This window comes from Pedobacter sp. 01N310, from assembly GCF_056399805.1.
Genome location: NZ_JBFTSB010000001.1, coordinates 1 through 13,289, shown reverse-complemented (window position 1 = coordinate 13,289; position 13,289 = coordinate 1). Strand labels below are relative to the sequence as shown.

The following is a 13,289-nucleotide window of genomic DNA, read 5'->3' as shown; positions in this document are numbered from 1 at the left end:
GACTTGTCTAAATACGAATTTCAGTCTGAACTTTCTCAATTAGTTTGTAATAGCAAACCACCGTCTATTCCTTATGCCAGTGCGTAAACTGCTTCCAAAAAAATTGTTCATAAATACTGCTCAGCAGCAAAATGAAATGAGCCTATTTTATACATTTCCAGGGCAACCTTATTTTCTAAACGTCTGTTTGTTTATATCCAGCTCCTTTATTTTATCGTAATATTTTTCCGATTCAATCTCATTCCCTAAGCCACTATAACCCAATGCCATTACATAATAGCAATGTACCTTGTTGCGATCATTTAGATCATCGTCCCAAATGGCCAAATCTGGAAGAGAAACAGCAAAATAGTCGATTTTAGATTCTTCAAAAAGATATTTTTCGCCGTGCGCAATAAGTCTGTTAAAACGGCTGCGGGCTTTTTCTTCATTGCCCAGTTCACGCCAGGCAAGTCCCTGATAGAAAATTTTATCAGGCTGTTGATCATTATAGAAAAAGGCCTGAGTGGGTTCCGAAGCCCCCAATGTAGCCTTTACGAAATGTATTTGGGCATTCTCTTGGTCACCAAGGCCTTTATAGGCCAAGCCTTTATAATAATCTATTTCATTCTCTTGGGCATTGGTTAATTTTCCTTCTCCCAGGTTATGTGGATATACATCTGTTTCTTTCAATAACCCTATCGCTTCATTAAAACGTTTTTCATTAATAGCCTTTTTTGCCAGTTCAACCCTGCAAAAAATGTACTGACCTGTAACTTTTCCTTCCCCACCTTCCCAGGGGTGGAATTTTCGCTGAGCAATCAGGTATTTAGCAATTTCATATTCGCCGACCTGGTTATGTAAAGTAATACGCTCAATGCACAGATCATCCCGTTCTTCAACCAAATCCAGATGTCTGATCAGCATCTCTAAACGTTTGGCGGGCGCAACAGCCATTTTTTTGTACAACTGATCCAATTCCATAAATATTCTGGAATCCGTTTTATCCAGTTCAAATGCTTTTTCAAGTAATTCCTTAGCCAAAACCTTATCCCCTCGTTTGTTAAAATATGCCAGTGCTAAATTTCTCAACAGGGTCGGAAACTGGTCATCGGTACTTCTAGAAATCTCCCAACATTCGATTGCTTCTTCATATTGGCGGAAAGCGTACCAAAAATTACCTAGATAATACGACGCCCTGCCGTCACGTGGATTCAGTGAAATGGCATCTTTAAGAATACTTACTTCCTCAATTCTGTTGGGGAAACATTTTTCCGGGGACAATTGAGCCGCTTTTTCATAACATTCAATCGCTTTTGATCGATTTCCACCCATAGACGCAAAATAGCCTAAAGTATAGCAGACCATCGGATAATTCTCTCTTCCGGCGTTGAGGCAGCCCTGCAATAATTCGCTTGCCTCTTGATATAATCCTGCTCCGGCAAAATCGAGTGCATATTCGATGTAACCGTGGGACCATCCACGCATGATGGTTTTCATTTCATCAAGGATGGCTTTGTCATTGGTCAATAAATATTTCTCAAAACGGCATCCCATATTAAAGCTGTCAATTTTAAGGGAATCCTCAATCCAGGCCAATGCTTCTGTGTCTCTTTCTAATTTTCTCAAAACAGAAGCCTTCAACTGACGGGCTTTATGATTGTGCCAGTTACGGATAAGGCAAGATTCGATCCGTTCCAAAGCTTCGCCCCATTCGCCCCTTATACTGTCTATTTGCGCCAGAAGGTAAAAAGAAGCATCCTGCCATGCCGCATTCCATGTTGCCTTAAAAAGTGTCGTATAAGCCTCCTCATTCTTGTTCTGCATCTTCAAACAAAGTCCCAGATTATAGTAGGGTTCCCCATCGTAGGGATTGGGATTGCGTTCGGTCAATGTTTCTAGTGCAGTTCTGAAATAGCCTTCCGCTTTTTCAAACTGTCCTCTTCTCATCATCAGTACACCAACAGCATTATTGCACCGCACATCTTTCGGCGCTCTTTTTAAGGCTTCAAAATAATAATCCAATGGGTTATAAGTGGCATGACGGTATTGTTCCAAATGCAGTCCGGTGAGAAACAACTGCTCAATTGATGTAATATCCGCAGGATCCAAAGCTGCTTTTGCAGGATCCGGAATGGGTTTTATTTCGGCTTTTTCTTCCTGATATTGTACTAAAACAGCCCCTTTAGCCGAATAAACGGTAAAAATTAATTCTTCGGATCTTGATTTTTCAACAGAAATACTTTTTTTGTATGGATTTGATGGAGAACAGGAAATAACTTCTTCATATAGAATCCCGTTTTTGTCTTTTAATTCCACTTTTAAATCTTCAAAAAGACTTGTCGTATAGAGAATCAGAACAGCCTTATCCCCCTCCAATTCAACATTGATAATGGCATCTTTGGTGGCATTCTTTACATAACCCACTTCAGAATAGGGCATAAAATACTGCGTCCATGATTTTTCTTCATAAGCTTGCAACCAGGAGAAATCGGGTTGATTATCCGTAAAAACTCCGGTCATCAATTCAATGTACGGACCGTCCACATCAGTCAGGTTCCTGTCCCAGGCTCGTCCAAAATCGCCGTGCCCCCATGTCCACTGTTTTTTCCCGGGGGAAACATGGTGGTTTGCAACATGCAATAAACCAGCCTGAACGCCATCTTCATAACCTCCGACAAAATTGTATTTAGACTGCACCGCCATATAAGATGTTGGGACCGGAATGTTTTTGTATTTTGAAATATCGACACCCGCCGAATAATCCTGCTTATAATACTCACCGGTTGCGATCGGAAATTTGGAGACATCTCTCTTTCCGTGGTCAAAAACGGCATGCACATCCGGTGGAAAAACCGATTTGTAACCATCATTTACAACTACCGCAGGATTCGCCCACCATAGGAAGGTTTGCGGGAGAGCGGTTCTGTTGTAAACTTTCACTTTGATTTCAAGAAAAGCCTTGTCAGGATGCAACGTAAACCCCTGCATTCCCTTTGTTCTGAACATTCTTTCTACTTCGTTGCACCAAACTGTTTTGCTCCCATCGTTGTTTTCTTCGATAAGAAAATCCACAGGGAGAAAAGTACTTGGCCGGTGGTGCTGAGGCCAATTAAACTCTATCCCACCTGAAATCCAAGGCCCCGTAAGTCCTACAAGTGCTGGTTTGACCACCTGGTTGTAATACACAAAATGGCGTTGTTTCACCTTGTCGTATGCCATATGAACCCTTCCTCCAAGCTCTGGCAAAATCATTATTTTAATGTATTTATTCTCTAAAAATACAGTATGGTATGATTTGTCTATTTTTTCATCCGAAATCTTCTCTACAACCGGATAAGGATATACCGCGCCCGAACTTCCTTGATAAATGCGTTTCTCCAGAAAAATAGGGTTTTTCTCTTCTTCACCTATTTGGTAAGTTGGCAATAATATATCTTCTTCCCAAACACGTACTACTCCATTTTCACTAACAGTAGATTGTATCAGGTAAGCGGTAATTTTTTCGTCTTGAAAAGTTTCAGCGGTATTCAATTCTGTCGAGTTAGAATTTATCATCTTCAATACTATTATTTGTTAATTCGTTTCAATTTTTTCTGAGATTCCTTTGGTTTCAACCATTCTTCTGTCGAAAATATAGCGGTACCCAACTGATCAAAATCCCAATAGCGTATTTTTCTAAAAAAAAGTCTGATCTCATCTGCCTGTCGCATTTTATCGGTAAGATTATGATCTTTTTGGCCTAACCTTTTATAGATGTATTTTTTCTGGGATTGCGATTATCAATGTGGCATAAAATTATTCTCCAGTTGTTCAAGGGTCTTTCCCTTGGTCTCCCTTACCTTAAGTTTTACAAACAGCCAACCAGCAAAACAGATGGCAGAATAAAAGTAAAACGGGCCATAAGTACCGATGAGTTTTGCCAGTATAGGAAAAGTAAAGACCAGTATAAAATAGGCCGTCCAGAGGCTTACTATCGATATCGAAGAAGCAATTCCCCTAATATTGTTGGGGAATATTTCGGATATAAGCACCCAGGTAACCGGAGCAAGGGATGTTGCATAAAGTGCGATGGCCAAAAGCACAAATATAGATATGAGATTGGGATCGGCTTTGATATTGAGAAAATAAGCAATGGCCAGATAAGCAAAAGCAAGTCCCATAGAACCAATAAGCATCAGCGGCCTTCTTCCTAATCTATCTACCTGCCACATCGCCAGCAAGGTAAAGCAGAGATTGACTATGCCAATTGCAACAGTTTCAAAAAGCTGCCTATCCAGATTTGCGCCGACCGCTTCAAAAATTGTAGAGGTATAATTGAATACAACATTTATTCCACACAACTGCTGAAATACAGCTAGGGTTATTCCGATCAAAAGCGCAGGACGAACACTTTTATTAAATACAGCCTTTAGACCTGTGGGCCTTGAATTTTCAATTGATTTATTGACTTCATTGATCGTATTCGCCGCAAACCCATCCTTGCCTATTTTAATAAGTGTTGCACGCGCTTTTTCAATATATCCTTTTTGAATCTGCCACCTTGGGCTTTCTGGTAAAAAAGTCACGCCAATAAAAAACAATGTGGAGGGCAATACCCCCAGACCGAACATCCAGCGCCAAGCCTCAGGCCCGGTATCGGCCAGAAAATAGTTGACTAGGTTGGTGAGCAGAATACCTAGCACGATCGTAAACTGGTTAATTGCGACATTTCTTCCCCGTATCGCAGCTGGGGAAATTTCTGCAATATATAAAGGGCTTAAAATGGAAGCCATGCCAACCCCGATACCTGCACAGAACCTCATCAGTATGAAAGCTGACAGCGAACTGCTCAAGGCCATACCTACAGAAGAGGCAGCAAAAATCAATGCAGATAACATCAGTCCGGGTTTCCTGCCAAAAACATCTGCACCTTTGCCTGCAACCAGGCAGCCTACGATACAGCCAAGGGCAAGAGAGCCGGTCAAAAACCCTTCCCACCACTCGTTAAGCCCAAATTCGTTTCTTAAAAAAGGCAATGCACCTGAAATAACTGCGAAATCAAAGCCAAACAGATAACCTCCAAGGGCAGATATGAATGAGATAAACAGGATATACCTTGTATTGAAGGAAATGTTTTGGTTTTCCATTTTATTAGTATTATTTGGTTAGAATAAGATATGGTACAATTTTATAGAATATTACTCCGCAAGCGGATGGACATTCAACCGAATATGATGGATAAAATTATGATGCAGTGAAAATAGATCCCGCGCTTAGAGTATCTAGACACAGACATTTGCTAACGTAATTACATTTTCTTACTATTGCCGAATGAAATCTCTTGGGGAAAATTTTAAAAAGGATGGTTTTGAAGGTCAGCGTGCTATCGTCATCCCAAGAACCATTCTACAAAAATTCTGTGTAGCCAATAAACTCATCAACAAATGTTTTATAACCGATATCGGCTATTATCCTAAGGCCAGATTGCATTTTCGGGAAAGAACTCACGGTGCTGAACAGAATATACTGATATATTGCATTGACGGAAAAGGAACCATTAAAATCAACAAAACCTTTTATGAAATCAGCAGCGGAGATTTTCTTTTTATCCCACGGGGACAGGCCCATTCTTACAAAACCGATCCTGAGAATCCCTGGACCATTTATTGGTGTCACTTTAAAGGCGAGCAGGCGGATGAGATCATTGAACTTGCAGCCAGAAAATATGGTTCCCCAAAAAGTTATGTTTCTTTCTCCGATGATCGCATAAACCTATTTGATTCCCTATATCAAACCCTTGAGAGTGGATATGGTTTCGATAACCTAAGCTATGTAAATTTGAGGTTCCCTCAATTTTTGTCCTCATTTTTATTCGTTGATAAGTTCGAACAGTCTCCGAAAACGGCAAGCGAGGACCTCATCGAACTCTCGTTCCGATATATGCAGGACAACCTGGATAGAATATTAACGCTGGAGATGATAGCAGAAAACGTAAATATCTCTGCAAGTCACTTCTCAGCAATCTTTAAAAAACGCACGGGCTTTCCTCCGATAGAATATCTGAATCATCTAAAAATCCAAAAGGCCTGTCAGTTCTTACAGTTTACAGACCTAAGGATCAAAGAGATCGCCTTTAAAATCGGATTAGAAGATCAATATTACTTTTCCCGTTTGTTCAACAAGGTTATGGGAATTTCTCCCACCCAATATCGTGAGCAGCGTGGGGCACCTAAATAAGATAGGGAAGATATTTTAGCCGATTAAATAATAAACGGCGAGGGCAATCGGTAGTTCATAAAAAAATTGTCACAAATACGTTCAAAGCACTTACACACGGCCAGGAACCGGTAAGGCTATAGCGAAAACATGTAGATATGTTGAGTACATCGAAAACTTCCGACAAATCATTATTATGATAAAAAAAGAAGGAACAGAAAAGTTATTGACACCTGAAGAAGTCATCAGACAGGCTGATCTTGAGGAGCGCATTGAAATCATCGAGGAAGTAAAATACGCCGATGATCGCAAAAACGGATCAAGCGAAAAGTTGGGGGGAAGTGATTTTTAAGCATATATTTTTGACAGCCTGAATAGGAAGAATTTGATATCCCTGGTAAAACCTTAGTGTGTTGCCCCCATCTCGCCTAAAATAATTTCAGTATAATACCTTAATTTCCAGTTAAATCACAAAGGAGATAAAAATGTTGGAATGGGGTCAAATAAATTGGTTTGTACAGACTATCCTTATAATTCTTTTTTAGCTACAACACCTTCAAGATTACTTTTAACTGATACAACTGTAGAAAGATGTTTTGAAACAATATCCTGAATTTGAGTAACAATTTCAGATTTCTCATCAATAATATTGTTAATTTCAGATGCATCAATTGCAAGATTGAACAATTGTAGCTTTTCTAATTTTTCAAGTTTTTCAGGATATCCAATAGGGTTATTTTTGTAATAATACAGCTTGTAATCGCCTACTCTAGCAGCAAACAGCTTAGTACCATGATAGAAAAACATTTCATTTCTTGGATTACTGTTTTCTCCTTTTAATACTGGAGATAAATCATATCCATCTGTTTTTAGATTTTCAGGAAGTTGAATGTGGGCAAGGCTGCTAATTGTAGGCAATAAATCTAAAGTGCTGCCAATCTTAACTTCTACTTTTGGTTTCAAGTTATTTGGAGACCATATGATAAAAGGCACACGAGTTCCTCCATCATAACTTGTTCCTTTTGCTCCATATAATATCCCTGATGATCCTCCGTGATCTTTATATAGTTTCCAAGGCCCATTGTCAGACGTAAAGATCACATAAGTGTTTTCATCTAAATGTTGCTCCTTAAGCGTTTTTATAATTTGACCTACACTCCAATCTAATTCCTCAATTACATCTCCATACTTCCCACCTTTACTTTTACCCACAAATTCCTTTGATGTAAAAAGAGGAATATGTGGCATTGAATGAGCTAAATACAAAAAGAAAGGTTTGTCTTTATTTTTCTTTATAAATGCAATTGATTCTTCAGTATATCGCTTTGTAATTGTTTCCTGATTAGCAGGCCGTTCAATGATTTCTTTGTTTCTAATCAGCGGAACATTGAAATCTTTAAAATCCGGATTAAAATAATTTTCGAATTCATAATTTTTTATACGATCCATATCATTTGAGTATGGAATTCCAAAATAATAATCGAATCCATTGTCAAGAGGTGTATAAGGCGCTAAATGTCCCAAATGCCATTTACCAATTGCCGCCGTTTGATAAGATGCAGTCTTTAACAATTCGGCTATTGTGGTTTCAGACTCAGGTAACCCTCCCGATGAATTAGGGAATAAAACACGGCGGGTATCGCTTTCCATCCCAATTCTTACGGGAAGCCTTCCCGTTAATAGTGCTGCTCTTGAAGGTGTACAAACATTGGCCGCAACATAATAATTTGTCCATTTTTGGCCTTCAGTGGCTAATCTGTCTAAATTGGGTGTTAAAATTGAAGGGTTTCCAAATGTTCCCAAATCTCCATACCCTAAATCATCGGTAAGAATGATTATAAAATTAGGCTTACTGCTACTTTTTTTCTGGCTGTGTACTAAATTTATTGTCAGTAAAAATGCGCCTATAAAAATTACCATTTTTTTCATAAAATCTTCTATTTATTATCTTGTATCCGGAGGTTTTTCTTCCCTTAATTTATTTTTTGTATTTTAATTCACTAATGTCCGATAAAAAAAAGAAAATTAGTACAAAAAGGAAAGCGCGAAAAGTGTTGCTTAAAAAGTGGATCATTAATATTTCGGATGGTTAATAAATAAATTCGCGAAGAGTCACTCTACGCCACGATCCAACTGGCATAAGTAGTTTACACTTTTTGTCCCGAAACCTATTTTTTCTTTGCCTATCAATTTAGCCAATTCTGGCACATCTTGTTGAATATTACATTTCAAAATAGTAGCTAATTGTTCCAAACGGTAGCATGGTTTGATCAGCCTTTATTTCTGCACCACGCTTTTCATTCGCCAAGCATGAATACAGTTTTTTAGGTCTACCATTGGTCCATTTCAAATCAACACCTTCGGGTTTATCCGACACAGAACGAAGTCTCAAGATCATCCCCTTTCCATCATCACCTTGTTTTAACATCGTAACAAATACTTTCGGATTTCCAATATTAACCCAGCTTTTCGCCACTTGCTTTCCTTCAACCGGCACTGCAAGTAAGGGACGGTTTTGTTCCATCCCAAAGCGATTTGCAGCCACAGCATCATATGGCCCGTGCGGAAAAACCCCATAATGCATATCAATAATCCCCCCTTGCTCGAGCGGGAAGTTGGTATACCAATGGTTATTTAAAGCCCAAGAAAAAAGCGTTTGTGTTTTAGGAATTGTTTTTAACCATTTACTTTTTAAGGCATCGCCCAAAATATTTGCGGTTAAATCTCCAAACTCAATCAGAGGAGCTTCAATAGCCGTCCAGGTAATGCCAGTTTGATCATTTGAAATGTCAACCCAATGCTGAAATGCCAACCAATTACGGTTTGCCCCCGGAATTTGATCAAATTCTGGTGTCATAATCCCCCAAGGTATATCCATACGTGTGGTACCATTAGGAACATTAAAAGCAAATCCAAAATGAATCCCCTCCTTCACACGCGTACTTATTTTGTCGAATGAATTCGTTAGATCTATCCACGGTTGTCCCTTAACGACTCTAATTTCTCTTGTAAGCCATTTGCAACCCTGTGCATTTGATTCTACGATGATTGATACCACCAGGGGACCTTTTTCCTTAACCTTAAGTACAATATTGTAAGGCTGTAGTGCTCTATTAGAAGCATCTTCACCCAATAAATAACGATAACTGTTTAAACCATATCTCGACCTTTTATCCACGTACTCCTGTTTAGTAGCAAGATTAATTAAGCTCGAAATATCCCCAGTTTTTGGATCAATTGCAACAGAAAACGTACCATTTGAAAGTGTATCTCCTACTATGCGACACTCGCCAGGCTGTTGGCCAGGTTTCCCCTGTTCAATGGTAAAAAGCGCTGAACCAAGTGCTGGAATTCTATCAGCAGAAAAAACAAGTTCGCCAGTTGAAAGTCTTTGTGACGGCACCTCTTGCCCCTTTTCATTTAGTACCCGATCACCACTTTTACTCTGATCTTTCGAGAGTGTAACCAGCCCCCCTCTTTCCCAAGAAAGCGTGTTAAAAATAGCAAACTTATTACTTTCAGGCTTTTTTATTTCTTTGAATGTTTCTGCTAAAAGTTCATTGCTTGTTTTGAGTGCATTTTCAAAATAGGAAGCTTTGGTTTGCTCAATTTGTTTGGCCATAGGCGCTGCAGGGTCTGAATATCCCCATGTATGTTCTGATCCCAACAGCACATTTTCCCATGATTCGTTAATTTCCTTTTTCGGAGAAGGCTTTTTATAGTCTAGTATAGACCATGCGGTCTCCATTTGCACCAAATTTTCAGTGGCACGACGTTTCATGCCCACACGTAGTGCGTCCGAACCCAATCCATCTGTCCAGTATTCGGTGTAATCTCCTTTTACTTCTGGGATTATTGTACTGTAGCGGCTTTCAAAGTCATTTAAAATTCTTTGTGCACCTGATATTACTAATTTAGGATAGGCATATTTTTCATTCCATGCGCGAACAGCATCTGGCAAATCTGCATCAATTAGTGTATTATCTGCCAATGACCAGGTCATTACATACATATTATAAGGCGATTGATCAGCCTCTAACTTGGCAGTTTCATCAAAAATAAATGGATCGACAAAATTAGCCGTAGGGTCTTTACTCGTAAAACGATCAGGTCCATCACCAGGGCTATGTCCTTGTATTAAGGCAAGGTTCTCTTTCGAGCCTTTTAAGTTATAACCATAGCCATAGGGATATGCCTGATAGAATAGAATTTTAGATTTTCCATCTGGCGAAACCCAATAAAATGGCTTATGCTCCCATGCCTGCCTAATCGTCCCTATTCGACCAACGTGATTAGGAAAACTAAAAAAACCTCGAATACCATTTTGAAACGCTGCCTGAGTTATACCCCAGCCAGCTCCGGGAACATCCATTTGCACCATTGTCTTTATCGGAACACCAGTAATGTTTTGAATTTCATTGGAAGTATGAAATAATCGAAGTAATTCCTCATCAGAGCACGTACTCGTATTTGTATTGCCATAACTGCCATCCAAACACACCCAACCCTTTCTAACCGCGTCAATAAAAGCTTTTCTTTTCTCTGATGTAGCCTTTTTCAAGTATCCCTCTGTTACCCAACTTGCTTCAGGGTTCCACACAAAACGAGCCCCTTCTGGGTAATTTTGGGTCTTTTTTGCAATGTCGATACCAACATCTAAGTTACGGATATGTAGTTTTTGAACAAATTCCTGCGTTCCCGTATACCCTATATCAACATGAGAATGGGGATATATATAAACCGTCCATTGGCGTTTTGCAGGAACCAATACTGATTGGCTTAATTGGTTTGTTGAAGTAATTACCGAAATTCGGGCCTGGCACATCTTGTTTACACCAGCACCATCGGGTAATAGTACCGACAAGGAATCGACACTCTCCATAGAATTAATGGGGGTTTCTTCGATAACCGAATTACATTCTACCTTTATTTTAGCAGAACCCGACCGTTTTAACCCTTTAAAAACGAGGGTAATTGCACGCCCTGGTTTGCCGTCTTTACGGTGTTTATAATAGGGCTGAACCTTACATTCAAAAGATTGAGGAACAGATTGAGCTAAAGTTGCATTAATACTAATAGTGCTTAAAAACAGTAATGTTAGTGCAAAGCCCAACATACTCATATAATTTTTAAGCGTTAAATTCTTTTTGATGTATCTCATTACCTAAGTGTTTTTTATAGCATGTAATTTTTACTGAAGTATAAAACTTGCGGGTGTATAAGCATTCAGTAAAAAAGTTAGTTTATTGTTAACTATAGTAAATTGTTTCCCTGTTAATCACCTCGGAGGTTTACTGGTGTTGTTTTAAGAATTATGTGTTAGCTTCATCAATTTATTCCAGTATAAAACTTACCGGAACGTTTGCATTAAGAGAAAAGATAAGTTTTACCTCTCACCTTGCAGAGTTACTCTAGTGGCTTTAGTAATAAATGCAGTTTATTACCTTTATCGGAACAAGGCGGTGTCTACTTCATATGCAACATTGAAAAGCAAATACAATCTATTTAATTATTGATTATCATAGAGTTCCATATAATCAACTTTGGGAATGTTTTTCCCTAAAGCTTCCAATTCTTTATCCCCATCAAACAAAAGAGGGAAAAATTTGCTATCTAGTACCTGATCCTGTTCCATAGGCGGAAAACTTTTTAAGGCTTCTAACCTGCTGTAGCCCGCTGTGTTTCCTAATGTATTATAGTTCATCGCATTAAGAACAATAGCTCTTCTGGAACGATCTGAAGTATTTGCATAAGATCCGTGCATGGTAAGGGGATGATGAAAGCTAGCATAACCTTTCGGTAATTCATTAGCTATTCTATTATCAAATTGCACTAATTGTTCTTTATTTAAAATTTCCCTTACCGCATCCATATCACCGGTTAATCCGGTAATAGGAAGCAAGCCCCATTTATAACTTCCGGGAACAAAATAGAGACAGCCATTTTCTACATTTGCATCATCTAAACCTATCCAGCAAGTGAGATGATGCATTGGTTTTGTAAATGTCCAATACGAAAAATCCTGATGCCATGCCACTACTCCCCCATGCTTAGCCGGTTTACAAAACAATTGATCATGAAAAAGTCTAAAGGATTGCCCCAGTAATTGATAGGCTGCCATGCGGTACGCTGGTGCCCAGAATAAATCATGAAAACCAGGAGTTACACGCCAGCCACCAATAGCGTGAAAGAGCACCTTGCTGGGATCTTCGGATTCATTACTTTCATAGTGGTAAAATAATTTTTTCTCCTCCTGACTTATGGACTGTAATTTTACAAGTTCCTCATTGAGTATATCTACTTGTTCTTCTGTCAGGACTTTAATTCCCTTGAGATATCCATTTTCCTTAAAAAAAGAAACCTGTTCTTCCGACAACATGTATTGTTCCCATTCCTTTGCAGTCTTCGGTTGCACAAACATACTGCTTATTGGATGGCTATAATCTGCCAAATCCTTAGATAAATTTATATTTTCCATAATCTTTTTTTTCTATAACAAGCATTTTTTACCATTTACCGATACATGGTATTCTTTATGACCGGATTTACTGATGTCTATAAAACTGTTTTAAGCATATACACTATAACCAACCAGGCAAAACAATAAAGCCTAAAATATACTTTTCATACAAGCCGTTTATTCATCTGAGTGATGACAATACTAATAAACATAATAGCATTGTATTAAGTATCCCGGCAATGCCGGGAATACTTATCAACCAAACCTCAGGATACCACCCCTGAAATATATTTTTGCGCTATTTCCTTTTTATTTCCACTCCTACCAAGAAAGACCATACCAAAATCAGATTCATAATTTACTGTTGTCAGCTTTGGTCTTCCCGGGGTTTAATTACTTCAGTACAAAACTTGCCGGTGCATATTGCCCCAGGAAAAACTTCAGTGTCCCTTTGACAACCGGCAGCCGCTTACCGATTATTTCACCGCGCAGATTTACAGGGCTTGCCTTGGTGTAATTTGAGCCTTTGGGCAATGTAACGGTAACAGTACCGGAATTTCCTGCCTGTTCCCACAACCGTAACAGTGTACCCTTGTTTCCATCAGGATCGTCACCAAAAGCGGTTACAAGTATACCTTTACGTCCTTTACGT

General features: G+C 39.0%; 8 protein-coding genes. 2 read left to right on the top strand and 6 right to left on the bottom strand.

Annotation, left to right across the window (positions count from 1 at the left end):
• Positions 1 to 168: 168 nt before the first annotated feature.
• Both AC1DNH_RS00040 and AC1DNH_RS00035 read right to left on the bottom strand, forming a co-directional pair.
• Positions 169 to 3,537, bottom strand: coding sequence for a DUF5107 domain-containing protein (locus AC1DNH_RS00040; RefSeq protein WP_477625039.1), 3,369 nt, complete (start codon positions 3,535 to 3,537; stop codon positions 169 to 171).
• 224 nt (positions 3,538 to 3,761) lie between these two features.
• Complete coding sequence (locus AC1DNH_RS00035; RefSeq protein ID WP_477625038.1) at positions 3,762 to 5,108, bottom strand: sugar porter family MFS transporter; 1,347 nt, start codon at positions 5,106 to 5,108, stop codon at positions 3,762 to 3,764.
• A gap of 184 nt (positions 5,109 to 5,292) precedes the next feature.
• Here AC1DNH_RS00035 and AC1DNH_RS00030 point away from each other — a divergent pair, with 184 nt between their 5' ends.
• Entirely contained in the window at positions 5,293 to 6,198 is a 906-nt protein-coding gene (locus tag AC1DNH_RS00030) for an AraC family transcriptional regulator (RefSeq protein WP_477583804.1), read from the top strand.
• Between the two features lie 175 nt (positions 6,199 to 6,373).
• Positions 6,374 to 6,529 (top strand): hypothetical protein, encoded by a 156-nt coding sequence (locus AC1DNH_RS00025; RefSeq protein ID WP_477583802.1) that lies wholly within the window; start codon positions 6,374 to 6,376, stop codon positions 6,527 to 6,529.
• Between the two features lie 176 nt (positions 6,530 to 6,705).
• On the opposite strand, the gene AC1DNH_RS00020 is transcribed toward AC1DNH_RS00025, so the two are convergent.
• The 4 genes from AC1DNH_RS00020 to AC1DNH_RS00005 form a co-directional block, all read right to left on the bottom strand.
• Positions 6,706 to 8,106 (bottom strand): sulfatase family protein, encoded by a 1,401-nt coding sequence (locus AC1DNH_RS00020; RefSeq protein ID WP_477608516.1) that lies wholly within the window; start codon positions 8,104 to 8,106, stop codon positions 6,706 to 6,708.
• A 292-nt stretch (positions 8,107 to 8,398) separates the two neighbouring features.
• Positions 8,399 to 11,338: a glycoside hydrolase family 38 N-terminal domain-containing protein gene (locus AC1DNH_RS00015; RefSeq protein WP_477584535.1), complete on the bottom strand. Its 2,940-nt coding sequence runs from the start codon at positions 11,336 to 11,338 to the stop codon at positions 8,399 to 8,401.
• 348 nt (positions 11,339 to 11,686) lie between these two features.
• Positions 11,687 to 12,655 (bottom strand): phytanoyl-CoA dioxygenase family protein, encoded by a 969-nt coding sequence (locus AC1DNH_RS00010; RefSeq protein WP_477608513.1) that lies wholly within the window; start codon positions 12,653 to 12,655, stop codon positions 11,687 to 11,689.
• Positions 12,656 to 13,030: 375 nt separating this feature from the next.
• A partial coding sequence (locus AC1DNH_RS00005; RefSeq protein WP_477625037.1) for a glycosyl hydrolase-related protein occupies positions 13,031 to 13,289 on the bottom strand: 259 nt, incomplete at its 5' end.

Coding starts and splice junctions, on each gene's coding strand:
- AC1DNH_RS00040 (WP_477625039.1), bottom strand. CDS start 3,537: ATGATAAATTCTAACTCGACAGAATTGAATACCGCTGAAACTTTTCAA.
- AC1DNH_RS00035 (WP_477625038.1), bottom strand. CDS start 5,108: ATGGAAAACCAAAACATTTCCTTCAATACAAGGTATATCCTGTTTATC.
- AC1DNH_RS00030 (WP_477583804.1), top strand. CDS start 5,293: ATGAAATCTCTTGGGGAAAATTTTAAAAAGGATGGTTTTGAAGGTCAG.
- AC1DNH_RS00025 (WP_477583802.1), top strand. CDS start 6,374: ATGATAAAAAAAGAAGGAACAGAAAAGTTATTGACACCTGAAGAAGTC.
- AC1DNH_RS00020 (WP_477608516.1), bottom strand. CDS start 8,106: ATGAAAAAAATGGTAATTTTTATAGGCGCATTTTTACTGACAATAAAT.
- AC1DNH_RS00015 (WP_477584535.1), bottom strand. CDS start 11,338: ATGAGATACATCAAAAAGAATTTAACGCTTAAAAATTATATGAGTATG.
- AC1DNH_RS00010 (WP_477608513.1), bottom strand. CDS start 12,655: ATGGAAAATATAAATTTATCTAAGGATTTGGCAGATTATAGCCATCCA.